The organism is Pseudomonas sp. WSY_20, assembly GCF_043104335.1.
GTDB lineage: Bacteria > Pseudomonadota > Gammaproteobacteria > Pseudomonadales > Pseudomonadaceae > Aquipseudomonas > Aquipseudomonas parafulva_B.
Genome location: NZ_JBICKP010000037.1, coordinates 1 through 25,222, shown reverse-complemented (window position 1 = coordinate 25,222; position 25,222 = coordinate 1). Strand labels below are relative to the sequence as shown.

General features: G+C 61.0%; 21 protein-coding genes and 2 pseudogenes. 13 read left to right on the top strand and 10 right to left on the bottom strand.

Annotation, left to right across the window (positions count from 1 at the left end):
• The first annotated feature begins 2 nt into the window (after positions 1–2).
• The gene (gene nuoN, locus ACF8E5_RS10345) at positions 3–1,472 is read left to right on the top strand and encodes an NADH-quinone oxidoreductase subunit NuoN (protein ID WP_058605086.1); all 1,470 of its coding nucleotides are present in this window, start codon (positions 3–5) and stop codon (positions 1,470–1,472) included.
• Between the two features lie 98 nt (positions 1,473–1,570).
• Here nuoN and ACF8E5_RS10340 read toward each other — a convergent pair whose 3' ends face one another.
• Positions 1,571–1,831, bottom strand: a complete 261-nt coding sequence (locus ACF8E5_RS10340) for an ogr/Delta-like zinc finger family protein (protein ID WP_058605087.1) — start codon at positions 1,829–1,831, stop codon at positions 1,571–1,573.
• A gap of 199 nt (positions 1,832–2,030) precedes the next feature.
• Here ACF8E5_RS10340 and ACF8E5_RS10335 point away from each other — a divergent pair, with 199 nt between their 5' ends.
• On the top strand, positions 2,031–2,420 hold the full coding sequence (locus tag ACF8E5_RS10335; RefSeq protein ID WP_058605088.1) for a helix-turn-helix domain-containing protein: 390 nt from the start codon (positions 2,031–2,033) through the stop codon (positions 2,418–2,420).
• Here the strand turns inward: ACF8E5_RS10335 and ACF8E5_RS10330 are convergent.
• From ACF8E5_RS10330 to ACF8E5_RS10320, 3 genes are read right to left on the bottom strand one after another with little or no spacing between them, the layout of a single operon-like run.
• Entirely contained in the window at positions 2,417–2,737 is a 321-nt protein-coding gene (locus ACF8E5_RS10330; protein WP_228385183.1) for a hypothetical protein, read from the bottom strand. The two genes, ACF8E5_RS10335 and ACF8E5_RS10330, sit on opposite strands and share 4 nt — an antisense overlap.
• A gap of 34 nt (positions 2,738–2,771) precedes the next feature.
• Positions 2,772–3,113 (bottom strand): head completion/stabilization protein, encoded by a 342-nt coding sequence (locus ACF8E5_RS10325; protein ID WP_197844719.1) that lies wholly within the window; start codon positions 3,111–3,113, stop codon positions 2,772–2,774.
• Between the two features lie 8 nt (positions 3,114–3,121).
• Complete coding sequence (locus ACF8E5_RS10320; RefSeq protein WP_288399204.1) at positions 3,122–3,406, bottom strand: helix-turn-helix domain-containing protein; 285 nt, start codon at positions 3,404–3,406, stop codon at positions 3,122–3,124.
• Positions 3,407–3,624: 218 nt separating this feature from the next.
• Between ACF8E5_RS10320 and ACF8E5_RS10315 the strand changes: the two genes are divergently transcribed.
• Complete coding sequence (locus ACF8E5_RS10315) at positions 3,625–5,697, top strand: TonB-dependent receptor family protein (RefSeq protein ID WP_392475234.1); 2,073 nt, start codon at positions 3,625–3,627, stop codon at positions 5,695–5,697.
• 82 nt (positions 5,698–5,779) lie between these two features.
• On the opposite strand, the gene ACF8E5_RS10310 is transcribed toward ACF8E5_RS10315, so the two are convergent.
• Complete coding sequence (locus ACF8E5_RS10310; RefSeq protein ID WP_078478309.1) at positions 5,780–6,340, bottom strand: NADPH-dependent FMN reductase; 561 nt, start codon at positions 6,338–6,340, stop codon at positions 5,780–5,782.
• 155 nt (positions 6,341–6,495) lie between these two features.
• On the opposite strand from ACF8E5_RS10310, the gene ACF8E5_RS10305 reads away from it, so the two are divergent.
• Positions 6,496–6,714: a hypothetical protein gene (locus ACF8E5_RS10305; protein ID WP_023534782.1), complete on the top strand. Its 219-nt coding sequence runs from the start codon at positions 6,496–6,498 to the stop codon at positions 6,712–6,714.
• 88 nt (positions 6,715–6,802) lie between these two features.
• On the opposite strand, the gene dnaQ is transcribed toward ACF8E5_RS10305, so the two are convergent.
• The 3 genes from dnaQ to ACF8E5_RS10290 all read right to left on the bottom strand — a co-directional run bounded on the left by dnaQ (position 6,803) and on the right by ACF8E5_RS10290 (position 8,896).
• Positions 6,803–7,507 carry a DNA polymerase III subunit epsilon gene (gene dnaQ, locus ACF8E5_RS10300; protein ID WP_230375146.1) on the bottom strand — a complete coding sequence of 235 codons (705 nt, stop codon included), beginning with the start codon at positions 7,505–7,507 and terminating at the stop codon, positions 6,803–6,805.
• 155 nt (positions 7,508–7,662) lie between these two features.
• A complete protein-coding gene (gene rnhA / locus ACF8E5_RS10295; protein ID WP_058639800.1) occupies positions 7,663–8,109 on the bottom strand; it encodes a ribonuclease HI in 447 nt (148 codons plus the stop codon).
• A 13-nt stretch (positions 8,110–8,122) separates the two neighbouring features.
• Entirely contained in the window at positions 8,123–8,896 is a 774-nt protein-coding gene (locus tag ACF8E5_RS10290) for a class I SAM-dependent methyltransferase (RefSeq protein ID WP_058639801.1), read from the bottom strand.
• Positions 8,897–8,982: 86 nt separating this feature from the next.
• Here ACF8E5_RS10290 and gloB point away from each other — a divergent pair, with 86 nt between their 5' ends.
• The 7 genes from gloB (at position 8,983) to ACF8E5_RS10255 (ending at position 18,788) form a co-directional block, all read left to right on the top strand.
• The gene (gene gloB / locus ACF8E5_RS10285; protein WP_196186358.1) at positions 8,983–9,762 is read left to right on the top strand and encodes a hydroxyacylglutathione hydrolase; all 780 of its coding nucleotides are present in this window, start codon (positions 8,983–8,985) and stop codon (positions 9,760–9,762) included.
• A 100-nt stretch (positions 9,763–9,862) separates the two neighbouring features.
• The gene (locus tag ACF8E5_RS10280; protein WP_196141512.1) at positions 9,863–11,293 is read left to right on the top strand and encodes a lytic transglycosylase domain-containing protein; all 1,431 of its coding nucleotides are present in this window, start codon (positions 9,863–9,865) and stop codon (positions 11,291–11,293) included.
• Positions 11,294–11,421: 128 nt separating this feature from the next.
• Positions 11,422–13,251 (top strand): extracellular solute-binding protein, encoded by a 1,830-nt coding sequence (locus tag ACF8E5_RS10275; protein WP_392475233.1) that lies wholly within the window; start codon positions 11,422–11,424, stop codon positions 13,249–13,251.
• Positions 13,248–15,083, top strand: a complete 1,836-nt coding sequence (locus ACF8E5_RS10270) for an extracellular solute-binding protein (RefSeq protein WP_392475232.1) — start codon at positions 13,248–13,250, stop codon at positions 15,081–15,083. The genes ACF8E5_RS10275 and ACF8E5_RS10270 overlap by 4 nt, the downstream gene beginning before the upstream one ends.
• A 1-nt stretch (position 15,084) precedes the next feature.
• Positions 15,085–16,158 (top strand): microcin C ABC transporter permease YejB, encoded by a 1,074-nt coding sequence (locus ACF8E5_RS10265; RefSeq protein ID WP_023534831.1) that lies wholly within the window; start codon positions 15,085–15,087, stop codon positions 16,156–16,158.
• A gap of 1 nt (position 16,159) precedes the next feature.
• Positions 16,160–17,179: an ABC transporter permease gene (locus ACF8E5_RS10260; RefSeq protein WP_058605100.1), complete on the top strand. Its 1,020-nt coding sequence runs from the start codon at positions 16,160–16,162 to the stop codon at positions 17,177–17,179.
• A gap of 1 nt (position 17,180) precedes the next feature.
• Complete coding sequence (locus tag ACF8E5_RS10255) at positions 17,181–18,788, top strand: ABC transporter ATP-binding protein (RefSeq protein WP_196125879.1); 1,608 nt, start codon at positions 17,181–17,183, stop codon at positions 18,786–18,788.
• A 116-nt stretch (positions 18,789–18,904) separates the two neighbouring features.
• On the opposite strand, the pseudogene ACF8E5_RS10250 reads toward ACF8E5_RS10255, so the two are convergent.
• Positions 18,905–19,315: pseudogene (locus ACF8E5_RS10250) on the bottom strand (methyl-accepting chemotaxis protein); the annotation flags it as partial.
• Between the two features lie 126 nt (positions 19,316–19,441).
• A pseudogene (locus ACF8E5_RS10245) lies at positions 19,442–20,017 on the bottom strand (PAS domain-containing protein); the annotation flags it as partial.
• A 398-nt stretch (positions 20,018–20,415) separates the two neighbouring features.
• Here ACF8E5_RS10245 and ACF8E5_RS10240 point away from each other — a divergent pair.
• Positions 20,416–23,343, top strand: coding sequence for an aminotransferase (locus ACF8E5_RS10240; RefSeq protein WP_392475231.1), 2,928 nt, complete (start codon positions 20,416–20,418; stop codon positions 23,341–23,343).
• 500 nt (positions 23,344–23,843) lie between these two features.
• Complete coding sequence (locus ACF8E5_RS10235) at positions 23,844–24,107, top strand: polymorphic toxin type 44 domain-containing protein (protein ID WP_392475230.1); 264 nt, start codon at positions 23,844–23,846, stop codon at positions 24,105–24,107.
• Positions 24,108–25,222: the final 1,115 nt, after the last annotated feature.

Below are 25,222 nucleotides of genomic sequence, written 5' to 3'. Positions count from 1 at the left end.
CTATGGAATTCACCACTCAACACTTCATCGCATTGGCGCCGATGCTGATCACCACCATCACCACGGTGGTGGTGATGCTGGCGATCGCCTGGAAGCGCAATCACTCGCAGACATTCCTGCTGTCCACCGTGGGGCTGAACCTGGCCCTGCTCTCGATCCTGCCGGCACTGAAGGTCGCGCCCCTGGCGGTCACGTCGCTGATCACCATCGACAAGTTCGCCTGCCTGTACATGGCGATCATGCTGGTCGCGACCCTGGCGTGCGTGACGCTGGCCCATGCCTACCTGGGCGAAGGCGCCAAGGGTTTCCCGGGCAACCGCGAAGAGCTGTACCTGCTGCTGCTGATGTCGGCACTGGGCGGGCTGGTGCTGGTCAGCGCCAACCACCTGGCGGGCCTGTTCATCGGCCTGGAGTTGCTGTCGGTACCGGTCTATGGCCTGGTGGCCTACGCCTTCTTCAACAAGCGCTCGCTTGAAGCCGGCATCAAGTACATGGTGCTGTCGGCCGCAGGTTCGGCCTTCCTGCTGTTCGGCATGGCGCTGCTGTACGCAGATGCCGGTAGCCTGACCTTCGACCAGCTGGGCAAGGCACTGGCTGCCACCAGCATGCCGAGCCTGCTGGCTCAACTGGGTCTGGGCATGATGCTGGTCGGGCTGGCGTTCAAGCTGTCGCTGGTACCGTTCCACCTGTGGACGCCCGATGTGTACGAAGGTGCCCCGGCGCCGGTTGCAGCGTTCCTCGCTACGGCCAGCAAAGTAGCGGTCTTCGCAGTGGTCATCCGCCTGTTCATGCTCTCCCCTGCCGCCAGCAGCGGTGTGCTGAGCACGGTGCTTGCAGTGATCGCCGTGGCCTCGATCCTGGTCGGCAACCTGTTGGCGTTGACTCAGAACAACCTCAAGCGCCTGCTGGGTTACTCGTCCATCGCCCATTTCGGCTACCTGCTGATCGCGCTGGTCGCCAGCAAGGGCTTGGCGCTGGAGGCCATGGGCGTCTATCTGGTCACCTACGTGCTCACCAGCCTGGGGGCGTTCGGCGTCATCACCCTGATGTCCTCGCCCTACGGTGGCCGCGACGCTGACGCGCTGTACGAGTACCGCGGTCTGTTCTGGCGTCGCCCTTACCTGACTGCCGTGCTGACCGTGATGATGCTTTCGCTGGCCGGCATCCCGCTCACCGCTGGCTTCATCGGTAAGTTCTACATCATTGCCACCGGTGTCGAGTCGCAACTGTGGTGGCTAGTAGGTGCTCTGGTAATCGGTAGCGCCATTGGCGTGTACTACTACTTGCGCGTCATGGTGACCCTGTACCTGGTAGAGCCGAACCTGCGCCGTCATGATGCCCCGCTGAAATGGGAACAGCGCACCGGTGGCGTCATGCTGCTGGCCGTCGCCGTGCTTGCGTTCATTCTCGGCGTGTATCCACAGCCCTTGCTGGACCTTGTCCAGCAAGCAAGCCTGCAACTGATCGGCTGATCGGTCTGGCAACGCGAAACACCCCGCTTGTGCGGGGTGTTTTTGTATCCGCGCCATTAACGTGGTACGCCATCCTTGGCCACATCGCTGCGCCTCACTCACCGCGCCAGCACAGCGGCTGTGTCCGGTAATGCCGCCTTGCGCACGTCGCCCTTGGCGGGTGGGAGGTAAACGCCAGGGTTGGGCATGCCGCTTGGGGACAGCTCGTGGGTCATCTCGAACTCAGCCCGTACTGACCAACCGCACGCCTCGGTGGTGCATTGCAAATAGGCAATTCGCAGGAAAATATGACGGCCTTCGCTGGTACGTATGCGCATGCGGCTGTGGCAATGCGGGCAAACCAGTTTATAAGTACTCACGAGAAGTACCTGCTAGCATTGTTGCTGCTTCTGCGATGTAGGCATGATCCTAGGGCCACGTAAGTTTTGGCTGAATGCATGGCTGGGTGGCTCATCTTCAAGTTCCTCATGCGGGAATCCTCCTAAAAGCACAGGGCTGTATTCGTAACGAGTAGTTTAAGCCCATGGAATATCATTAAACCAGTGATGGATATTTGTTATGAGTACTCATGCGCTCGCTGCCGTCATGGAGCGTCTCAAGCAGCTGACCGGTACCCACACTGATGCGGAGCTTTCACGGGCGTTGTCGATCAGCCCGCAGACCTTGAGCAGCTGGAAAGTCCGCAACAGTGTCCCATATTCGTTTTGCGTAGAGATTGCCGTACACTATGCGTGCTCTCTTGACTGGTTGCTGTTGGGCAAGGGCCAAGCTGCTTTTTTTGCTCAAGAAAACGCTGAGTGGGAGTCGGATCTGCTGGGGCGATTGCGCACTCTGTCCCCCACTGACCGCCAGGCCATCCTGCTCGTGATCAAGGACAAACAACGGATACAGCTGCTGGAACAACGATTGACCGAGCTCAGTAAGGGTTCTGGCAGTAGTGCCCCTTAACCCCGACGGCGCCAACGCTGAATCAGCTCGCGCGGATCCAGCGAATCCAGCCAGACCATGACCTTCAAGCTGATGGGAATGACCACGACAGCGGCGACGAAGGCCGACATGCCAGGGGTCAGCAAAGGCGCGATGGACGAAATCAAGGGTTCGAACAGATGCCCTACCCCAACCGTCACGAACACCAGCAGTATTTTCTTGCTCAATGTAAGCCGCTTGGCCGTGTCGGTGATCAGCCGATCTCGAGCCGCACTGACCAGCAACGCGCCAAGCAAGGCGGCAAACAACACGCTGGCTTCGGCGCTCAGCAGCTCCATGACCGCCTGGAATTCACCCCCTGCGTTAAGTCGTTCAGCCATGACGCACACCCCGGCGTGGTGAGCGTACGTAGGGCAGGCCCAGATAGAGCATGATTGCCGCGTCCACAAAGCACAGATAACAAATCCGCAGCGCGCGCCCATGGTCATGCCCGCACACATCATCCAGGCGTCTGTAGCCCAGGCTTCGCAACGCGACGCGCCAGTTGGCAAACTCGCGAGCGGCTTTGATCACGGCGCAATGAGCAGCTACCTCAATTGCCGCATCCCCCGTGGTTCGCTGCAACTTCAGGCGCTTGCGCAGCCCGTTCAGATCAATGCGTGGCCAGAATGGGTCATGGCAGTCGCCAGCACGAGCAGTGTCTTGATGGTCCATAAATCACCTCACGCTTCGGCCAAAAGGCCATAACGAATAGCCTTGATGACTGCCCCTACCCGGGTAGGCACATCGAATTTGCGCATGATGTTGGATACATGAAAATTCACCGTCGACTCCTTACAACCTAGTATCTGCCCGATTTCCCACGAGCTCTTACCGTAGGCGCACCACAGCAGTACCTGGTGTTCGCGGGGCGTCAGGCGCGCGGGGGCGATTGGGGAGTCGCCGGTAGGCGCGCCTGTGGGTTTAGCTGAGACGGATTGTTGTGGACCTCTTGGATCGGTAGCCATGTTCGAACTCCGGGTAAGTGACGACCGGCGATGCTGCCGGCCTGCAGTCACCTTACGAAGCAAGTACGCGCCTACTCTAGCGGCGGGCTTTGTACGGAAACTTCATACAATTGCGCGCCTTGGAAACCCGATGAATTCGCCGACTTTCGACGTGCTCCGAGCGCCATCTCGCTCGTCTCAATGCTGATATTCGTCCGCCATCTATCTGGAGCCCTACAATGCGTTGCGTTTTGTCCCTTACCCCCTGCGTGGGTATGCTGGGTGTGTTCATGGCCGCCCAGCCCGCGCTGGCAGCGGCGCCGGTCGAACTGGGCCAGGTGCTGATCACCGAGGAGGAACAGGACGACCTGAGCGCCGCCAGTGAGCGCTTGCGGGCCATACCGGGCGCCAGCAACATGGTGGACATGCACAGCATTGGACAAGGCCGCGTGGCCAGCAATCAGGACGTTCTGGCCTACCAGCCAGGGGTGTTCGCCCAGTCGGCAGGCAACGATGGGATCAAGCTGTCGATCCGTGGCTCGGGCATCAACCGGGCACCGGGTGCGCATGGCTCGGGTGTGTACACCCTGTTCGATGGCCTGCCCCTGACTGGACCAGGTGGCACGCCCTACGAGCTGTTCGAACCGTTATGGTTGAGCCGCGCCGAAGTGCTACGGGGGGCCAATGGCTTTGATCAAGGTGCCCTGGCCCTCGGCGGCGCGATCAACTATGTCACCCACACGGGCCGCGATGCCGCGCCGTTGCAAATACGCTACGAAGTGGGCAGCCGGGGCTATCAGCATCGGCACATCAGTTCGGGCCAGGTACTCGGTGACCTGGATTACTACGTGGCCCTTACCGACGTCGAGTACAACGGCTATCAGCGGCACAGCAGTGGCAGCGCCAGCGGGATGGCCGCCAACATCGGCTACCGCTTCAACCCGAACCTGGAAACGCGGTTCTACCTGCGTTACCGGGAAACCGAAAACGAACTAGCCGGCCGCCTGACCAAAGACCAGATCAAGCACCACCCGCGGGCAGCCAACCCAAGCTACCTGGCTCGCGATGACAGTCGCCCGCAACCGGGCAGCACCTGGGTGGGCAACAAAACAACCTTTTACCTCGATGATGACGCCAAGCTTGAAGCTGGCCTGGTGTACCACGATTACCCCATGGACCTTCGCGAAGGGCCCATGCGCCTGAAAGTCGCCTATACCGACGTCAGCGGCACACTCGACTACAGGCGCCGCGATACGTTGTTCGGGCGCGAAAGCAAGTCCACAATCGGCTGGCGCACCACCAAACACCTGCCCAACAGCGGCGCGTCGCAGTTTGCTCGTAACGGCCATGTATTCGCAGACCGCACCCGAGACTTTACCTACCAAGGCTCAGACACCGTGTTGCACGTGGGTAACGACCTGGAGCTGGTACCCAATGTGTGGCTGACCACAGGCCTGGCCGCGATCTATACCCGCCGCGAGAGCGACGTGACCTACCCTGCCCAGGGCGGCAAGGTGTCCCTGCACGACTGGGACTATGCGCCACGGGTGGGCCTGCGCTACGACATACGCCCCGACCTGCAGGTATACGGCAACCTCAGCCGGTCGGTAGAACCGCCGCACCCTTGGTCATTGATCTGGAGTGCGCCAAGCGTTGGCGGCAAGCAGATTCAACCGATCAAAATGCAGAACCAGACCGCCACCACGCTGGAGGTGGGTGCGCGCGGCGCGTCCGCGGTCGGGCGATGGGACCTTGCCTGGTACTACTCCCAGGTACGCCACGAACTGCTCGCGGTCGAGGTGGTGCCGAACTTCACCTCGGAATTCAACGCCAGCGCCACGGTGCACCAAGGCGTGGAGGCCGGGCTGGACAGCACCCTGTGGGAACAGTCAGGCATGGGCCGTCTGAGCCTGCGCCAGGCCTATACCTTCAGTGACTTCCATTACCGCGACGACGAAAAATTCGGCCACAACCGCCTGCCGGGCATCCCCATGCATTACTACCAGGCCGAATTGCGCTTCGACTGGCCCAATGGCTTCTACGCCGGGCTCTACACGCAGATGGCGTCCAAGGTGCAAGTGGACTATGCCAACAGCTACCACGCCGACGATTACGCTACGCTCGGTGCCCGTCTCGGTTGGGACTCGCCGCAGCGTGACTGGCAGACCTGGCTGGATCTACGCAACCTGACCAACAAGCGTTACGCGGCAACCGTTACCCCAGGCTTCAATGACGCAGGGCGCGACATTGCCCGCTCCACCCCGGGGGAAGGCGCTGCGGTCTATGCTGGAGTGTCCTATACCTTCCATTGACTGCCACAATCGAGCATTCTCTGGCTGACAGACATTGCGCCGGTCGGCTGGCCTGCGCAATGTGGCGCCGCCTAGCCCACCGTCATACGGACCGATTGAGCTTCACCCAAGACGCGAACTTGTCGATGAAGCCCTGCAGAAACGGCCGGGTTTTGTCGTTGAGCTTGCCTGACTCGTCGAACAAACTGGCAGCGCCGCCAATGTAGGCCTCCGGCATCTGCATGCACGGCATGTCCAGGAACACCAGAGACTGACGCACCGAATGGTTGGCACCAAAGCCGCCGATCGCGCCTGGCGACACACTCGCCACGGCTGCCGGTTTACCGCCCCACGCGCTTTGCCCGTAAGGCCTTGAACCCACGTCGATGGCATTTTTCAGGCAGCCTGGCATGGTCCGGTTGTACTCTGGCGTGACGAAGAGCACCGCATCGCTGCCCTTGATGTCCTCCCGAAAGCGTGTCCAGGCAGTTGGCGGAGCATCGGTTTCCAGGTCTTCGTTATACATGGGTAAGTCGCCGATCTCGACGATCTTCAGTGCCAGGCTAGACGGCGCCAGCTCAGACAGCGCGCGGGCCACCTTGCGGTTATAGGAATCCTTGCGCAGGCTACCGACGACGACGGCAACCGAATAGACCTGGGTCATGGCAATCTCCAACTTCACGTTTTCAGGGACGATGTAGTTATAGATGACCGTTTTGCACGGCTTTGGTTTTTTTTCCTGGCCGCGAAAACTTCCCTTGCCCTTGGAAGGTCTACTGCTACAGACATTTCCTACGCAATTCAGAGGGTTCCACCCAAATGGCAGCAGTAATGGTCGGCCAATTCCATGCCCGCGACGCCGAAGGCCGTATCTATCCCGTTCACGAGTTCCAGGAATCTACCCTGCAACTGGACGGCAGCACGACCGGCGCACCTATCACTACTTACCGCCTTGCCATCGGCGACCGCGTCAACTACCTGGGTGAAAATCGATTCGAGCTTGCCCGCACCGGTGTCGAAATCATTCGTATCCCATGACAGGGAGACAGTACTAGCCTGTTGCTACTCAATCATGTTTGTACCGATTTTGCGGGCCTGGATTGAACAGCAACGGGCCGTGATTTTTTCAGTCCGCTGACCGCTCGGTCAGCGCCTGCCAGAGCGAGGGGCCGCCGGCGGACTTTGCAATCGCTGCAAGACGTTCGGCATGTGATTCCAGCTCATCCGGTGTGGCCAGAATGACCCGGCCTGGCGCACGTCCGCTGATGCGGCGTATGTCAGTTCCACCACTGCCCTGCCCGTTTTCGTCCGAATCGCTGCCGTGCCCTGCCAACGACAGACTGGTCTGGCCGCCGGTCATCGCCAGATAGACATCTGCCAGCAGCTCGGCGTCGAGCAGCGCGCCGTGCAGTTCGCGCCCCGAGTTGTCGATATCGTAGCGTTTGCATAAGGCATCCAGGCTGTTGCGTTGCCCCGGATGACGCGCCCGCGCCAGCAACAAGGTGTCGAGAATGGTGCAGTGCTGGGACAGGTCGGCACGGTCCTGCTGGCCCAGCAGCGCGAACTCGTTGTTGATGAACCCCACGTCGAACGCTGCGTTGTGGATGACCAGCGTGGCGCCCTGGATGAACGCGAAGAACTCCTCGGCTACGTCGCTGAAGCGAGGTTTGCCAACCAGAAAGGCGTCAGTGATGCCATGGACATTGATCGCGCCCTCGTCACTTTCGCGGTCAGGCTGCAGGTAGACGTGGAAGTGCCTGCCTGTCAGACGCCTGCCGACCACCTCGACGCAGCCGATCTCGATGATGCGGTGCCCCTCGCTGACCGGCATACCCGTGGTTTCGGTATCGAGGATAACGAACCGCTTGTCTTGCTGTTGCTCCACCTGGGGACTCCAACTTGCATCGCTTACAAAGGTGCGCAGTATAACAGCAGGCCGAAGGCAAGCGCTGTGCCCCCTTCGCACCTGGGATCGGGTTCAGGGCTTCAGGCCCGGGCGCGCACTTCGTCCACGCCACGGTTGGCCAGCTGGTCCGCACGCTCGTTGCCGGGGTGGCCAATGTGGCCGCGCACCCACTTCCAGGTCACCTTGTGGCGGTTGACCTGTTCGTCCAGCAACTGCCACAGGTCGGCATTCTTCACAGGCTCCTTGGCCGCGGTCTTCCAGCCACGCTTTTTCCAGTTGACCATCCACTCGCTGATGCCTTTCATCACGTACTGCGAGTCAGTCGTCAGCACGACCTCGCACTCACGCTTGAGCGCCATGAGCCCCTGGATGGCGGCCATCAACTCCATGCGGTTGTTGGTGGTCTCACGTTCGCCGCCCCACAACTCTTTTTCAACGCCCTTGAAAATCATCAGCACACCCCAGCCGCCGGGGCCAGGGTTGCCCTTGCAGGCACCATCGGTAAACATTTCGACGCTATCGCTCATGTACCACTCGTATTCACTGCTTATCGGGATCGGGGGTCGCCGAGGTGCGGTTGACCTTGGCCAATGGCAACGGCAGTAACTTGCCCATCGGCTCGCGACGCTGGGGCCGCAGCGGCCGCAGGCCCACGACCATCTTGCGCGCCACCAGCACATAGACACCGCCGCCAGCGCTCTGCCAACCGCCCGCCATGCGTTCCCACCCTTGCAGGCGCTGCTGCCAGGCAGGCGAAGCAAGCGGCGGACGATAGCACCCGAAGCGACGTTTCTCCAAGGCAAAGCCCAGTAGATTGAGCCAGTCACCCAGTCGCGAAGGCGAGATGCAGCGAGCCTTGCGCAAAGCGCCACGGCTGAACAGGTGACGCACTCCCCAGCTGCTCCACGGGTTGATCCCGACGACCAGCAGGTGGCCGCCGGGGCGCACGGCGCTGGCGGCCTCACGCAACAGCCCATGGGGCGACAGGCTGAAATCCAGCCCATGCTGCAACACCACCACATCGGCCGCGTGCTCGCTCAACGGCCAGGCTTGTTCCTCGCAGACGATCTCCACCCCCGGCAGCGGTGCGCCGAGGCGCACGTTGCGCTGGACCTTCGGCGCACTGGGCGGGGCATCGGCGCAGGGGCCGTAGTGCACCAGGTAGCCACCGAAGAAGCGCCCCAGCTCTTCCTCCAGCAGCTTCTGTTCTTCGTGCAGCATCAACTGGCCGAGCGGGCCCTGAAACCACTCACGGGCCAGGCTGATCAGCTTGACCCAGTCCGGGTCGGCCTGGGCGAAGGCTTGGTCGGTCATTGTGCAATTCCTCGGAAGGTTCTCCCACCGCGCCATCGCGGCTAAGATGCCTTCATGTGCCAAGCAAGGCGAATCGGATTCCCACCATGATACAGATCGAAGCGTTGCCCGCTTTCTCGGACAATTACATCTGGTTGTTACAGGATACTGCCAAACGCCGCTGCGCGGTGGTCGACCCTGGCGATGCCGGCCCGGTAGAACGGTGGCTCGTCGCTCACCCGGGGTGGCAGCTGACCGACATGCTCATCACTCATCACCACAATGACCATGTGGGCGGTGTGGAGCGGCTCAAGGCGTTGACTGGCGCGCACGTACACGGCCCGGCCAACGAGCGCATCCCGTGCAGGGATGTGGCACTGGACGATGGCGATCAGGTCACGGTGCTGGGAGAGGTGTATGACGTGCTTGCCGTGCCAGGCCACACGCTGGGGCATATTGCGTTCTTCAACGGTGGCGCGGCTACACCTGTACTGTTCAGTGGCGACACCCTGTTCGCAGCTGGGTGCGGGCGCATGTTCGAGGGCACTGCCGAGCAGATGCAACCGGCCCTGGCCCGCCTGGCAGCCCTGCCAGCCGAGACCCTGGTGTACTGCGCCCATGAATACACCTTGAGCAACCTGCGTTTCGCCAAGGCCGTGGAACCTGACAATGAAGATGTATTGGAGCGCTTCGAAGCGGTTTCCCGTCTGCGTGCGCAAGACCGCATCACGTTGCCCACCACCATTGCCCTGGAACGGCTGACCAACCCTTTCCTGCGCACCGCTGAAACATCTGTTAAACAAAAAGCAGACGAATGGAAGGGACATTCCAACACCTCGCATGTCGCTGTTTTTGCTGCCTTGAGGTCTTGGAAAGATAGCTTCTGATAACCCCAAGATATATCGCAAGTGGCGGTCAGAGGTTGACCCGGTCCGGAGCGGTTCCTAGAATCGCCGAAATTTTTTGCCCGGATACCTGTGCCCGCCGATGTCTTCCCGAAGCCGCAGAACCTCTCATTCCGTCGCGCTGACGCGCCTGGCCCAGGTCAGTGCGCTCGCGCTGGCCGCCACCTTGGTGGGCTGCCAGAGCACACGTCAGCTCGACGAAGCCGATAGCGTCCGCGCGCACAGCCAGCAAGCGCGAATCAAGCCAAGACCCGCGCCGTTGCTGGTCAAGCCGGTCGAGCAAGCGCCTCGGGATGTCTGGGAACGCATGCGCCAGGGCTTCGTGCTCCAGGAGTACCGCGACGTCAACCCGCGCATCGATCAGCAGCGCCTGTGGTTTGCCAGTAACCCGACGTTCATCGAAAGTGCTGGCGAGCGCGGCAGCCTCTACCTGCACTACATCGTCGAACGCCTCGAAGAGCGCGGCATGCCACTGGAGTTGGCCCTGCTGCCGGCGATCGAGAGCGCCTACAACCCTATGGCCTACTCACGCGCCAGTGCAGCCGGCATGTGGCAATTCATGCCAGCCACCGGCCGGCACTTCAACCTGCGCCAGACCAACTTCTATGACGGGCGCCGCGATGTCACCGCTTCGACCAACGCCGCGCTTGACTACCTGACCCGCCTGCACGACATGTTCAACGGCGACTGGTTGCTGGCGCTGGCGGCCTACAACGCTGGGGAAGGCACGGTCAGTCGGGCAATGGAGCGCAACGAGAAGCTGGGCTTGCCCACCGACTACTGGAATCTGCCGCTGCCTCAGGAAACCCGTGACTATGTGCCGAAACTGCTGGCCTTGTCACAGGTAGTTTCCACGCCTGAAGCCTACGGCGTGAACCTGACGCCGATTGCCAACGAACCGTACTTCGAAGCCGTCGCGATCAACGACCGGCTCGACCTGACGCGGGTGGCTGCCTTCGCCGACATCGACGAAGACGAACTCATCCAGCTGAACCCAGCCTTTAAAAAGCGCATGACGGTCGATGGCCCGAAGCAGTTGCTGGTACCCACGGCCAAGGCGCAGTTGCTCTCGGCCAGCCTCTCCAACCTCAACCCCGAGCAGTTGGTCACTCTTCAGCCGCCCAAGGCCGCTTTCGCTCGCGCCGTGGCCGAAGCCAAGGCGCCCGTGGCTGCGCGCAGCTACAAGGTCAGGCGTGGTGACAACCTGGGGGCCATCGCCAAGGCCAACCGTGTGTCCATTGCGGACATCAAGCGCTGGAACCGCCTTTCGGGTAGCAGCCTGCGGGCAGGCCAGGTGCTAGCCCTGCGCGGCGGCAAAGCCTCCAGTGGCGCCGCCAACCGGGTCGCCAGTTCGGCAAAACGCACCACTCAATACAAGGTGCGCAAGGGCGATTCGCTGTATCTGGTGGCCAAACGCTTCAATGTCGAGATGACCCACCTCAAGCGCTGGAACCCGCGCAGCGGCCATGCGCTGAAACCAGGCCAGACCCTGACCGTCTACGTCGGCCACTGACCCTGGCGGCAAGGAGACACCCGTACGTGCGCGTACCTGTGTTTTCTTGCCGTTTGGCGCTTGCCGCGCCAGTGCAAACTGTTACTGTAGCCCGATCAAAGCCCAATGCCTTTGGATCGGATGCCGACTTGATACGTCCCCTCCTTCTTACACTCAGCCTGGCCTTGAGCTTTCCCGCCGTCGCAACCGTGAGCGAGAGCCACGGTTACGCGCAGTTCGGCACGCTCAAGTACCCGGCCTCGTTCACCCATTTCGACTGGGTCAACCCGCAAGCCCCCAAAGGTGGCACCTTGCGGGCGATGGCCTTCGGTACGTTCGACACCCTCAACCCCTATACCTTCAAGGGTACGAGCCCGGTGAGCACGCCCAACTTTCAACAGTATGGGGTCAACGAACTCAACGAAACCCTCATGGTGGGCACCGGCCAGTACGACCCCTCGGGCGATGAGCCGACCTCCAGTTATGGGCTGATCGCCCGCTCGGTCGAATACAGCCAGGACCGCAGCTGGGTGGTGTTCAACCTGCGTCCGCAAGCCCGCTGGCACGATGGCAAGCCCATCACGTCGGCAGACGTGGCCTTCTCCTTCCGCACACTGCTCAAGGAAGGCCATCCGCTTTACCGGACCAACCTGCAGGAAGTGCAGCGGGTGGACATTCTCGGTCCGCTTCGTATCCGCTTCGTGTTCAAGCGTGCCGGCAACCCGCTGCTGATCCTGCGCCTTGGGGAAATGCCGGTTCTGCCCCAGCATTACTGGCGCACGCGCGACTTCAAGGCCACCACCTTCGAGCCGCCGCTGGGCAGCGGGCCCTACCGGGTGACCCAGGTAGTGCCAGGCCGGCGCCTGGTGTTCGAGCGCGTCAAGAACTACTGGGGCAAGGACCTGGCCGTCAATCGCGGCAAGTACAACGTCGACCGTGTCGAGTACGAGTTCTACCGCGACTCGACCGTTGCCTTCGAAGCCTTCAAGGCAGGCGAGTTCGACATCTACATCGAGCATCAGGCCAAGAACTGGGCCAACGGCTACACCTTCCCCGCCGTACGGCGCGGCGAGGTGATCAAGGCGCAGATCCCCCACCGCATCCCGACCCAGACCCAAGGCCTGTTCATGAACAGCCGTCGGGCCACCTTCAGCGATCCACGGGTGCGCCAGGCGCTGGGCCTGATGTTCGATTTCGAGTGGACCAACCGTGCGCTGTTCAGCAGCGCCTACCGCCGTTCGACCAGTTATTACCCCAACAGCGAATTCGCAGCCGCCGGCCTGCCCCAGGGCAAGGAATGGCTGTTGCTGGCCCCGTTTCGCGATCAGCTTCCGGCCAAGCTGTTCACCGAACCCTACCAGGTCAGCCGCACGAACGGGCGGGGGATCGACCGGCAGACGTTGCGCAAGGCCCTGGCCTTGCTGGCGGAGGCCGGTTGGACGCTGAAGGGGCAGCGCCTGGTCGACAGCAAGGGCCAACCGCTGCGTATGGAAGTGCTGCTGGTAAACCCCAACCTGGAACGCATCCTGCAGCCGTATGTCGAAAACCTCTCCAGCATCGGTGTAGACGCGCGCTTGCGAACCGTGGACCGCGCCCAGTACAAACAGCGACTGGACCAGTTCGACTTCGACATGATTCTGATGACCCTGAACCAGACCCTGAGCCCGGGCCTCGAGCAGTGGCTGTACGTCCATTCAAGCCAGGCGGCCACCAAAGGCAGCAAGAACTACGCCGGGGTTGACGACCCTGTGGTCGATCATCTGCTCGACACCTTGCTGGCGGCGCGCACCCGTGATGACCAGGTGGCAGCGGCGCGAGCGCTGGACCGCGTGCTGTCATGGCAGCACTACATGATTCCCAACTGGTACCTCGACAACCACCGCCTGGCCTACCGCAATCGGTTCGGCTTCGTCACCACGCCGCCCTATACCCTCGGGCTGAACAGCTGGTGGATCAAGACTTCGGAGAAAGCCCAATGACGCCCACGCATTCCTTGCGCCGGCTGGCCGGCAGCCTGTTGCTGGCCTGCCTGAGCCTTCCCGCGCTGGCAGCGCCGCAGCACGCACTCACCCTGTACGACGAGCCGCCCAAATACCCAGCGGATTTCAAGCACTTCGATTACGTAAACCCGGACGCTCCCAAGGGTGGCACCTTCCGCCAGTCCAGCTTTGGTGGGTTCGACAGCCTCAACCCCTTCATCAACAAGGGGGTATCGGCCGAAAACATCAGCATCATCTACGACACCTTGATGCGCCAGAGCCTGGACGAGCCTTTCACCGAATATGGTCTGGTCGCTCGACAGATCGAGAAGGCGCCTGACAACAGCTGGGTGCGCTTCTACCTGCGCCCCGAGGCGCGGTTCCACGATGGCCATCCCATGCGCGCCGAAGACGTGGTGTTCACCTTCAATGCGCTGATGAAGGACGGTGCCCCTCTGTACCGCCAGTACTACGCGGACGTGGCCGAGGTGGTCGCCGAAGACCCGCTCAAGGTCGTGTTCAAGTTCAAGCACAAGGGCAACCGTGAACTGCCGCTGATTCTCGGCCAGTTGCCCGTGCTGCCCAAGCATTGGTACGCGCAGCGCGACTTCAACCGCGGCAACCTGGAAATTCCGCTGGGCAGCGGGCCCTACAAGGTGGCCGAGGTCAAGGCCGGGCGCTCGGTGCGCTATGAGCGGGTCAAGGACTATTGGGCCAAGGACTTGCCCATCAACCGTGGTTTCTACAATTTCGACGCCATGACCTTCGATTCCTACCGCGACACTACGGTTGCGCTGGAGGCACTGAAGGCCGGCGCCTTCGACTATGCGCTGGAGGTCAGCGCCAAGAACTGGGCCACAGCCTACAACGTGCCGGCCGTGCGCGATGGCCGCCTGATCAAGGAGGAGCTGCCCAATGGCAACCCCACCGGCATGCAGGGCTTCATCTTCAACATCCGCCGGCCGGTCTTCCAGGATATACGCGTGCGCAAGGCGCTGAGCCTGCTGCTGGACTACGAATGGACCAACAAGCAGCTGTTCAACGGCGCCTATACGCGCACCGGCAGTTACTTCGAGAATTCAGAGATGGCGGCCCGTGGCCTGCCCGGCCCTGGCGAGCTCAAAATCCTCGAGCCGGTGCGCAGCCAGGTGCCTGAGCAGGTCTTCACCCAGGCCTTCCATAACCCTGTCAGCGACGGCAGCGGCATGATCCGGGAGCAGCAGCGCCAAGCCTACAAGTTGCTGCAGGAAGCGGGCTGGAAAATCGTCGACGACAAGATGGTCGACACCAACGGCCAGCCGGTCAGCATCGAGTTTCTGCTTGCCCAGACCGAGTTTGAGCGGGTTTTGCTGCCCTTCAAGCGCAACCTCGCGGACCTGGGTATTGAGCTAAACATCCGCCGGGTTGATGTGTCTCAGTACATCACCCGCCTGCGCTCGCGCGACTACGACATGATTGTCGGCGGCTACCCCCAGTCCAACTCCCCTGGCAACGAGCAACGGGAATTCTGGTCCAGCGCGGCCGCCGACAACCCCGGCAGCCGCAATTTCATCGGCCTGCGTGACCCTGCCATCGACCAACTGGTCGATGGCCTGATCAACGCCGAGTCGCGCCAGAGCCTGATCGACCACTGCCGCGCCCTGGACCGGGTATTGCTGTGGGGCTACTACGTGATTCCGAACTGGCACATCAAGACCTGGCGCGTGGCCTATTGGAACCACATCGGTCACCCCAAGGTTTCGCCCAAGTACGACATCGGCATCGACACCTGGTGGATCAAGCCCGGCACACCGCCCAAGGCAAGCCAGGCCACTGCCGGCGAGGCCAACTGACATGCTGGCCTATATCCTGCGGCGACTGCTGCTGATCATCCCCACATTGTTCGGCATCCTGATCATCAACTTCATCATCGTCCAGGCCGCTCCTGGCGGGCCCGTAGAGCAAATGATCGCCAAGCTCGAAGGGTTTGAAGGCGCCACCAGCCGAATCGCAGGTGGGGGCGCCGAGGTGTCGGTGGCCGGCTCCAACTACCGGGGTGCCCAAGGCCTGGACCCTGCGCTGGTGGCGGAGATCGAGCGCATGTACGGCTTCGACAAATCGCCGCCCGAACGCCTGTGGATCATGATCAAGAACTATGCCCGGCTGGATTTTGGCGACAGCTTCTTCCGTGACGCCAAGGTCATCGACCTGATCCTGGAGAAGATGCCGGTATCGATCTCGCTGGGACTGTGGAGCACGTTGATCATGTACCTGATCTCGATCCCCTTGGGGATCGCCAAGGCGGTCAGACACGGCAGTCACTTCGATGTGTGGACCAGCTCGGCGATCATCGTGGGCTATGCCATCCCGGCGTTCCTGTTCGCGATCCTGCTGATCGTCCTGTTCGCCGGCGGCAGCTACTTCGACTGGTTCCCACTGCGCGGCCTGACCTCCAACAACTTCGATGAGCTGAGCACCACGGGCAAGGTCCTCGATTATTTCTGGCACTTGGTGTTGCCGATCACGGCCCTGGTGATTGGCAACTTTGCCACCATGACGCTGCTGACCAAGAACAGCTTTCTCGACGAGATCAACAAGCAGTACGTGGTCACCGCCAAGGCCAAGGGCCTGAGCCGGTCACGGGTGCTGTACGGCCACGTGTTCCGTAATGCCATGTTGTTGGTGATCGCAGGCTTTCCCTCGGCGTTCATCGGCATCTTCTTCACAGGCTCGCTGCTGATCGAGGTGATCTTCAGCCTCGACGGGCTGGGCCTGATGAGTTTCGAAGCGGCCATCAACCGCGATTACCCGGTGGTCTTCGGCACCCTGTTCATCTTCACCCTCCTGGGGCTGGTGGTGAAACTGATCGGCGACCTGACCTACACCTTGGTCGATCCACGCATCGACTTTGCCAGCCGGGAGCACTGACATGGCCTTGTCCCCCCTGAACCGTCGTCGCTTCGAGCGTTTCAAGGCCAACCGCCGTGGCTGGTGGTCGCTGTGGCTGTTCCTGATCCTGTTCGGGCTGAGCCTGGGCGCCGAGCTCATCGCCAACGACAAGCCCATTGCCGTGCAGTACGACGGCCAGTGGTACTTCCCTGCCTTCAAGCGTTACCCGGAAACCACGTTTGGCGGTGAGTTCCCGCTGGAAGCCAACTACAAGAGCCCCTACGTGCGTGACCTGCTGGCCAAGAAGGACAGCTTCGTGCTGTGGGCACCCATACCGTTCAGCTACCAGAGCATCAACTACGACCTGCGCGTGCCCGCCCCCGCTCCCCCCTCAGCTGACAACTGGCTGGGCACCGATGATCAAGGGCGCGACGTGTTGGCACGGGTGATCTACGGGTTCCGCATTTCGGTACTGTTCGCCCTGACCCTGACCGTGCTCAGCTCCATCATCGGCGTGATCGCCGGTGCCTTGCAGGGGTTCTATGGTGGCTGGGTGGACCTGGCTGGGCAACGCTTCCTGGAAATCTGGTCCGGCTTGCCAGTGCTCTACCTGCTGATCATCCTGGCCAGCTTCGTGCAGCCCAATTTCTGGTGGTTGCTGGGCATCATGCTGCTGTTTTCCTGGATGAGCCTGGTGGACGTGGTCCGCGCCGAATTCCTGCGCGGACGCAACCTGGAGTACGTTCGCGCCGCGCGCGCACTGGGCATGCGCAACGGCGCGATCATGTACCGGCATATCCTGCCCAATGCCATGATCTCGACCATGACGTTCATGCCGTTCATTCTCACCGGCGCGATCGGCACGCTGACCGCGTTGGACTTTCTCGGCTTCGGCCTGCCTCCGGGCGCTCCGTCGCTTGGCGAATTGGTTGCGCAGGGCAAGTCCAACCTGCAGGCGCCGTGGCTGGGCATCAGCGCATTTGCCGTGCTGGCCGTGATGCTGAGCCTGCTGGTATTCATCGGCGAGTCCGCCCGCGACGCCTTCGACCCGAGGAAGTGACATGAGCGAAGAAAACCTGATCGAAGTGCGTGACCTTGCCGTCGAGTTCGTGACCGGCGAGCACACCAACCGGGTGGTCGACGGCATCAGCTTCGACATCCGCAAAGGTGAAACGCTGGCGCTGGTCGGAGAAAGCGGTTCGGGCAAGTCGGTGACTGCCCACTCGATCCTGCGCTTGCTGCCCTACCCCCTGGCGCGTCATCCCGGTGGCACGATCCGCTACCAAGGCAAGGATTTGCTGCAGCAGAACGAAAAGAGCATGCAGCGCATTCGTGGCGACCGTATCGCGATGATCTTCCAGGAGCCGATGACCTCGCTCAACCCGCTGCACTGCATCGAAAAGCAGATCAACGAAATTCTGCTCATCCACAAGGGGCTGACCGGCAAGCAGGCCACCGCTCGCACCCTTGAGTTACTGGAGATGGTCGGCATCCCAGAGCCGCGCAAGCGCCTCAAGGCCCTACCCCATGAACTCTCGGGCGGGCAACGTCAACGTGTGATGATCGCCATGGCGTTGGCCAACGAGCCAGAATTGTTGATTGCAGACGAACCGACCACCGCGCTGGACGTGACCGTGCAACTCAAGGTGCTTGACCTGCTCAAGGCGCTGCAGGCGCGCCTGGGCATGGCCTTGTTGTTGATCAGCCATGACCTGAACCTGGTACGGCGAATCGCGCACCGGGTGTGCGTGATGCAGCAGGGGCAGATCGTCGAACAAGCCGACTGCGCCACGCTATTCGATGCCCCACAGCACCCGTATACACAGATGCTGATCAACGCCGAACCCAGCGGTTTGCCGGCGCACAACACCCCCGGCTCGCCACTGCTGGCAGTGGATGACCTGAGGGTGTGGTTTCCGATCAAGAAAGGCTTGCTGCGCCGCACCGTCGACCACGTCAAAGCCGTGGACGGTATCAATTTCAGCCTGCCCCAGGGGCAGACCCTGGGCATCGTGGGCGAGTCGGGCTCAGGCAAGTCGACCCTGGGCCTGGCGATTCTGCGCTTGATCGGGAGCCAAGGTGGCATCCGCTTCCACGGGAAAGACCTGCAAGGGCTGAACCAGCAAGCCGTACGCCCCCTGCGCCGGGAAATGCAGGTGGTATTCCAGGACCCGTTCGGCAGCCTCAGCCCGCGCATGAGCGTGGCCGAGATTGTGGGTGAAGGCCTGCGCATCCACCGTATCGGGACCGCCCAGGAACAGGAAGCCGCCATCATCGCAGCGCTGCAGGAGGTCGGACTCGACCCGCAGACGCGCCATCGCTACCCCCATGAGTTCTCAGGCGGCCAGCGCCAGCGCATCGCGATCGCCAGAGCCCTGGTGCTCAAGCCGGCGCTGATCCTGCTGGACGAGCCCACCTCCGCGCTGGACCGGACGGTACAGCGCCAGGTGGTTGAGCTGCTGCGCAACCTGCAGCAGAAATACAACCTCACCTACCTGTTCATCAGTCACGACCTGGCAGTGGTCAAGGCTTTGAGCCATCAGCTGATGGTGATCAAGCAAGGCCATGTGGTCGAGCAAGGGGATGCTCAAACCATCTTTCAGGCCCCGCAACACCCCTACACCCAGCAACTGCTGGAGGCCGCGTTCTTGCAGCCTGAAGCCCGTTAACGCCCACGGCGCGTTAACCGTGTCCCGGCCCGACGCGCTCTTCTACAGGGCGCGTCGGTTTGACACGCTGTCAGGCGGCGGCGGGCGTTTCACACTGCGCCCTGACCTGCAGGACGCTAACGCAGGTCCTTGCTGACCCGCTCGACAGCGCCGACCACGCGCTTGGCGCCTTCCTGGATACTGCTGATTACATGCCCTGCATGGTCAGCCAGCTGCAGGCCATTGGCCGCTTCGGCACGGCTGCTTTGCACTTCGCCCACGGCCTGGGTCACCAACGCTTGGTTACGTGCCACCACCGCATCGATTTCCGCCGTGGCCGCGCTGGTACGACCGGCCAGTTTGCGCACCTCGTCTGCCACCACGGCGAAGCCACGCCCCTGATCACCCGCCCGCGCCGCCTCGATGGCTGCGTTGAGCGCCAACAAGTTGGTTTGCGATGCAATGGCGCCAATGGTCTGGACGATGGCACTGATCACCGTCGATTGCTGGCCGAGCGCGCTGATGGTGTCACCGGCCGACTGCAGTTGACGCGCGACCCCCTGCATGGACTGCCCCTCTTCCTGCATGACCACGACCCCTTCGCTGGCGCTGCCATCGGTTTGCAGCGACACCTCCAGCGCCACCTGCGCCGCTTGCTTGACGGCCTCTTCACGCTGCACCTGGTCGGTCACCAAGGAAGCGAACTTGACCACCCTCACCAGCTTGCCGCTGGCATCGCTGACCGGGTTGTAGCTGGCCTCGAGCCAGACCTCATGCCCGTGGCGGTCCAGGCGCCTGAAACGCCCGGTCACGTAGCGACCTGCGTTGAGGGTGCGCCAAAAGCTGCTGTATGCCTCGCCCTTGACCTCATCAGGGCTGCAGAACATGCGGTGATGCTGCCCCACCACTTCGTCCAGGCGGTAACCCAACGCCGTCAGGAAGTTGGGGTTGGCGGCCAGCACCTTGCCCTCAAGGTCGAACTGGATGATGGCGCTGGAGCGTAACAGGGCCTCCAGCAGTGCCTGGCTTTCTTGCGCCGGCGCCGCCAGCCAGTTCCCGAGTGGCTGCCCTACCACCGCTTCGGGCGAAACGCCCAAGGCAGTGGCGAACGCCGGGCTGCATTCGAGAGCGCGACGTTGTGCATCAAGGCGCAAGAATGCGCCGTTTTCCAAAACGTCCAGGCGCTGGCGAAGCGTAGCCAGTTCGGTTTCGCGGGCGGCCAAGGTAGCTTTGAGTTGCCGATTGAACATGGGGTCACCTGAGGGTGGGGTGCGTCAGCACCAGCGTACTGTCACTGCTTACGTGTGACAGATCAGTCAATACTTGTACAGGCCCACAGCGCGGTCCAAAGGATGCCTGGGGTCTGTCCATCACGTCCCTGATGCCGTTTCGACTCGAAGATACGGCGGTCGTTCCTATAGACAGGCTTAATAAATGTGATTGAACGGGACGAAGGCGCGGCATAGGACGCCATCATCCAGATATCACCTTTCTGTACAAGAAATCACCTGTGTACAGGTGCAATACAAGGGCCTTTGCTCCGCGCTGCCGCGTGAAGCGTTTTCAGAAAAACTGAAGACAATCGTCTTTCTTCATCGCCCAGAACGCGCATAAATAACGTCAATCTCCTTATGACCCGGTACGACCCATGCCTACACGTCTTCATGATGCCGCCACCGTCCTTCGCCAGATCACAGAACGTGTGAGCCTGCCAGCGCCCTGTCTAGCACCCTCCCAGGCACGTGAACTGCTCTCGGAGCATTACGGCCTCTGCGGCGAACTACAGCCGCTTGGCAGTCAACAGGATCTGAATGTGCTTATGGATACTGGCCAGGGCAAGTTCGTGCTCAAGGCGTGCCACGCCAGCTATGCCGAGCCAGAGCTGCACGCCCAGCATGCTGCGCTGGGTGTGCTGCGTGACCAGGGCTTGCCAGTGCCTTCGGTGGTTGCCGCAAAGACTGGCCACACCCTGCTGACACTGGATATAGAAGGGCAAGCGCTGAGGGTCCGGGTCTTGGAGTACTTGCAAGGACAGCCCTTGACCCGATGCGGGTGGCTTCCAGCCCCTGTGATTCAGGCGATGGGCACGCTTTGCGCGCGGGTCGACAGGGCCCTTGCAGATTTCGACCACGAAGGTCTGGCACGCACGCTGCAATGGGACCCCAGGCACGCCCCGGCATTGATTGACCGCCTGCTGGCACAGGTGGAAGACCCAAGGCTACGCGGACGGCTGAGCGAGGCAGCACGAGCCGCTGCCATCCGCCTTTCCCCTCTGATGAAGCAGTTGCCCATCCAGGCCGTGCACCTGGACATCACCGATGACAACACCGTCTGGGCTCAAGATGCGCAGCGCCAGTGGCAACTGCAGGGGCTCATCGATTTCGGCGACCTGGTTCGCACCTGGCGCGTTGCCGATCTGTCGGTGACCTGCGCAGCGCTGCTGCATCATGCCGACGGTGACCCTTTCAGAGTGCTTGCCGCCGTCAGTGCCTATCAGGCGGTCAATCCGCTGACCGAGGCAGAACTACGCGCGTTGTGGCCCTTGGTGGTCAACCGTGCAATCGTGTTGGTGCTCAGCAGTGCTCAACAGCAGGCCATCGACCCCGGTAACCAGTACATTCGCGATAACGCCGCCCATGAATGGCAGATTTTCGAGACTGCGCAGGCCTCACCGTTGGCACTGATGGAAGTCGCCATTTTACAGGCAGCTGGTTCGGCGCCTTCGGCCCCCTGCTTCGTTGATTGCGCACCGCTGCTACCTACCGTGGCTGGCCACCCGGTCGCCCGCCTCGATTTGGGGGTGCTGAGCGTGCACTGCGATGCCGGCAATTGGGAGGTGCCAGGGTTCGACCAGCGCCTGCTGGCAGCCCAGTCAGCACCAGCATGCACGTTGCATGGGCAGTATCGCTTGTCCCAGACACACATCGATCGTAGCGAAGAACCGGCAACCTGCGCATTGGGGGTGGAGCTGAAACTGGAGCCTGGCACGGCCGTGCAGGCGCCGGAGGACGGCACGTGGCGGTCTGTAGATGAACAGAGCGGGTACTTGCGCAGCTCCTCATGGGACCTGTGGCTCAATGGTTTGGCACAGGCCCCCGCCGATGGGCAATGGTTGCGAAAGGGCGATGCAGTGGGTAACAGCGGCGAGAGGCTCAGCGTCCAGCTATGCCTGGACAGCAGCCTCGAACCGCCGTTCTTCGCCGCGCCCTCCCGCGCGCCAGCATGGCTGGCCCTGTGCCCTTCCCCTGCGGGCTTACTGAGGTTGGACTGCAACGCAGACGCCCTGCCAGACCCTCACGCATTACTGGCTCGACGCGAGGCCAGTTTTGCCCGGTCGCAGAAGCATTATTACCTAGACCCACCCCAGATCGAGCGCGGCTGGCGCAACTACCTGATCGATCTGCAAGGTCGCTCTTACCTAGACATGCTCAACAACGTGGCCGTACTCGGGCATGGTCATCCGCGCATGGCGGCCGAGTCGGCACGGCAATGGTCGCTGCTCAACACCAATTCGCGCTTTCACTACGCCGCCGTCACCGAATTCTCCGAACGCCTGCTGGCCCTGGCGCCCGACGGATTCGACCGGGTGTTCATGGTCAACAGCGGTACTGAAGCCAATGACCTGGCAATCCGCCTGGCATGGGCCTACAGCGGTGGACGCGACATGCTCAGCGTACTGGAGGCCTACCATGGCTGGTCGGTGGCGACCGATGCGATCTCCACGTCCATTGCCGACAACCCGCAGGCCCTGGAAACCCGCCCCGCCTGGGTGCACCCGGTCGAAGCCCCAAACACGTTCCGCGGCCGTTTCCGAGGCCCGGACAGCGCCGCTGACTACCTGCGCGACGTCGATAACCGGCTGGCCGAACTCGATGCGAGCGGGCGCCAGCTGGCTGGAATCATCTGCGAACCTGTGTATGGCAATGCCGGCGGCATTGCCTTGCCGCCGGGCTACCTGCAAGCGGCCTATGCCAAGGTGCGCGCACGCGGCGGGGTATGCATCGCCGACGAAGTGCAGGTGGGCTATGGCCGTCTAGGGGAACATTTCTGGGGTTTCGAGGAGCAAGGCGTGGTGCCGGATATCATCACCATGGCCAAGGGCATGGGCAATGGCCAGCCGCTGGGGGTGGTAATCACGCGTCGCGAAATCGCCGAGGCGCTGGAGGCTGAGGGTTACTTCTTTTCCTCTGCCGGCGGTAGCCCGGTCAGTTGCCGCATTGGCATGGCGGTACTGGATGTGTTGCAGCAGGAGGGCCTGTGGGACAACGCCCGCGAGACGGGGCGCTATTTCAAGGCCCGCCTTCAAGCGCTGGTCGACAAGCATCCCTTGGCGGGTGCGGCGCATGGTTCGGGCTTTTATCTGGGGCTGGAACTGGTGCGCGACCGGGATACGCTGGAACCTGCGACCGAGGAAACCATGGTGCTGTGTAACCGTCTGCGCGAGCTGGGGATTTTCATGCAGCCGACGGGCGATTACCTGAACATCCTGAAGATCAAACCGCCGATGTGCACCACGCGGGCAAGTGTGGATTATTTTGTGGACTGTATTGATCGGGTGCTTTCGCAGGGGGTGTGAGGGGATGGGCTGTTGGCCTGAATCTTTGAGCCGTCCATATGGGCCCGCGGCCACGCGGGCGACCCAAGTGGCTAGGCGGCTGACCTGTCTAGCGGCATCAATAGTGTGAATTGGGCACCGCGCTTTCGTGACGTGTACCCAGCCAAGTTACGGTGCACTTATCGCCTGCAATAATAAATCGTGGGACGCGCTGTAAAGCATCTAGATACTTGGCTAGGGGCCATGACACTGCATTGAAGAAAACCTTCTACACAACTACATGCGTATCCGTTTCTTCTTGTTACAACAGAATAGACACAGAAGCATCAATAGGAATATGTTTCGCTTTATCTCATTGCCTTGCGTGCGCCCGGGTTGTTTTTTAAGGTTGGTGAGCCGGGAGCAGTATCCTTCTCCACCCCAGGTGTATCACTTGACCAGAACCTCGAAGTACCTAAAGCTCAAAAAGAGCACTTCAAGAATGATGGTGCCGCTTTTCTACTGAGCTGGTTTATAAGATAGTGCGTAATCGTGGTGAGTGGGACCACAAGCAGCTGGGCCCGCAGTTTGAAAGCTTTGGAAATTTCAATTATGGTGCTACAGGTACTGCAAGCGGGATATCCGAAGCCGTCCTTTTAAGAGCTGCGGGGGCTGCACAGTTGGTTTCAGGCACATCGCAAGCGGATTTCGACGCTTGGTGGGCAGAGGCGCCATACGGTGACGATCCAGTAGATCAAGCATGGATTAAAGCAGGTATTGATTATGCCAAGTCCAAAGAACACTAGGATTTGCCTCTGGTTATTAACACTGCTCTGCCTAGGCCAGATAATCTACATTTATGCATCCAACCGTACTTTGCCAGATCCCGATGAAATCATTTCCGTGTCCCGTGTCGGAGAGAACGGCGCCATCTATGAACTTCGGTACAGTGGTGGGGGCGCTACAGTCCCTCACGTGTACAGGTACTTCGTGATGGAGGTCCAGCCCAGTCATGAAGCCGCCTTGCAAAAAAGCAAAGATTCAGTTCCTTTTTTGGTGACGAGAAGTACGGGTGCGGTCCACGAGATTACGGGCCGATCCGTAAAACTACGCACCCTAAATAAGATCTATGAATTCCACAATACGGCCTATTACAAGGTCGAAGGTAACTTGAATGAGGTGAAATTCGAACTGGAGGCACGAATGCCATAATGGAGGCATATTAAGGCACACCAGTGCTGCAAAAAATCGTGCCCAGCGGGAGAAACGAACATCCCTCTGACTATCAAAGTCATAATCTTAACTGCGCCATCGCTTAGCCTATAGAAATAAGGAAAACCCGCCCCGATTCAGTCAGCAATGCTTCAGGCAGAAACTCACTTAACCATAGTGTCTGGCCAAGCACACATTAATGAAGCAACGACGCGAACCCTGACTCTGCTCGCACGCCACGTATTAACTCCTGACCTTACATCGTCAACTTTTTGCTGTTGCTGTTGATCTTGATCTTGCTTTGGCTTTTGATCTTGCTTTTGATCTTCGCGACTTCAGAAGGCCGAACGCAGGTCTTGCGGAGGGAGGTGACAGGCATGGATGCCTGTCAAGCGCTGGGCCCCAGGATGGGGCCTACAGCGCGGTCCTCTCGGGAGCAAGACCGGAGTGAGGGAACCCCGAAGCGCAGCGTAGGGGCCGTATGAATGGAGCGCAGCGTTTTTTGGTTACTTTTTGTCGCGTTTGACAAAAAGTGACTCGCCGTAATGGCGAAAAGGTGATTAAGCGTCGCCATCGCAAATGGACTATGCTCTCTTTCAACACCCACACCAACGCAATCAAACTTAAAACTTAAAACTTAAAACTTAAAACTTAAAACTTAAAACTTAAAAGCGTGGGCGCACATAGCAAGTTGGTATTCATTAGCGCG

Bases quoted from the DNA above. Each gene is read 5' to 3' on its own strand.
- ACF8E5_RS10270 (WP_392475232.1), top strand. From the start codon at position 13,248: ATGACGCCCACGCATTCCTTGCGCCGGCTGGCCGGCAGCCTGTTGCTG.
- ACF8E5_RS10325 (WP_197844719.1), bottom strand. From the start codon at position 3,113: ATGGACCATCAAGACACTGCTCGTGCTGGCGACTGCCATGACCCATTC.
- ACF8E5_RS10260 (WP_058605100.1), top strand. From the start codon at position 16,160: ATGGCCTTGTCCCCCCTGAACCGTCGTCGCTTCGAGCGTTTCAAGGCC.
- nuoN (WP_058605086.1), top strand. From the start codon at position 3: ATGGAATTCACCACTCAACACTTCATCGCATTGGCGCCGATGCTGATC.
- ACF8E5_RS10335 (WP_058605088.1), top strand. From the start codon at position 2,031: ATGAGTACTCATGCGCTCGCTGCCGTCATGGAGCGTCTCAAGCAGCTG.
- ACF8E5_RS10310 (WP_078478309.1), bottom strand. From the start codon at position 6,340: ATGACCCAGGTCTATTCGGTTGCCGTCGTCGTCGGTAGCCTGCGCAAG.
- ACF8E5_RS10240 (WP_392475231.1), top strand. From the start codon at position 20,416: ATGCCTACACGTCTTCATGATGCCGCCACCGTCCTTCGCCAGATCACA.
- ACF8E5_RS10255 (WP_196125879.1), top strand. From the start codon at position 17,181: ATGAGCGAAGAAAACCTGATCGAAGTGCGTGACCTTGCCGTCGAGTTC.
- ACF8E5_RS10320 (WP_288399204.1), bottom strand. From the start codon at position 3,406: ATGGCTACCGATCCAAGAGGTCCACAACAATCCGTCTCAGCTAAACCC.
- ACF8E5_RS10305 (WP_023534782.1), top strand. From the start codon at position 6,496: ATGGCAGCAGTAATGGTCGGCCAATTCCATGCCCGCGACGCCGAAGGC.
- ACF8E5_RS10315 (WP_392475234.1), top strand. From the start codon at position 3,625: ATGCGTTGCGTTTTGTCCCTTACCCCCTGCGTGGGTATGCTGGGTGTG.
- ACF8E5_RS10280 (WP_196141512.1), top strand. From the start codon at position 9,863: ATGTCTTCCCGAAGCCGCAGAACCTCTCATTCCGTCGCGCTGACGCGC.
- gloB (WP_196186358.1), top strand. From the start codon at position 8,983: ATGATACAGATCGAAGCGTTGCCCGCTTTCTCGGACAATTACATCTGG.
- ACF8E5_RS10265 (WP_023534831.1), top strand. From the start codon at position 15,085: ATGCTGGCCTATATCCTGCGGCGACTGCTGCTGATCATCCCCACATTG.
- ACF8E5_RS10330 (WP_228385183.1), bottom strand. From the start codon at position 2,737: ATGGAGCTGCTGAGCGCCGAAGCCAGCGTGTTGTTTGCCGCCTTGCTT.
- ACF8E5_RS10290 (WP_058639801.1), bottom strand. From the start codon at position 8,896: ATGACCGACCAAGCCTTCGCCCAGGCCGACCCGGACTGGGTCAAGCTG.
- dnaQ (WP_230375146.1), bottom strand. From the start codon at position 7,507: ATGCCGGTCAGCGAGGGGCACCGCATCATCGAGATCGGCTGCGTCGAG.
- rnhA (WP_058639800.1), bottom strand. From the start codon at position 8,109: ATGAGCGATAGCGTCGAAATGTTTACCGATGGTGCCTGCAAGGGCAAC.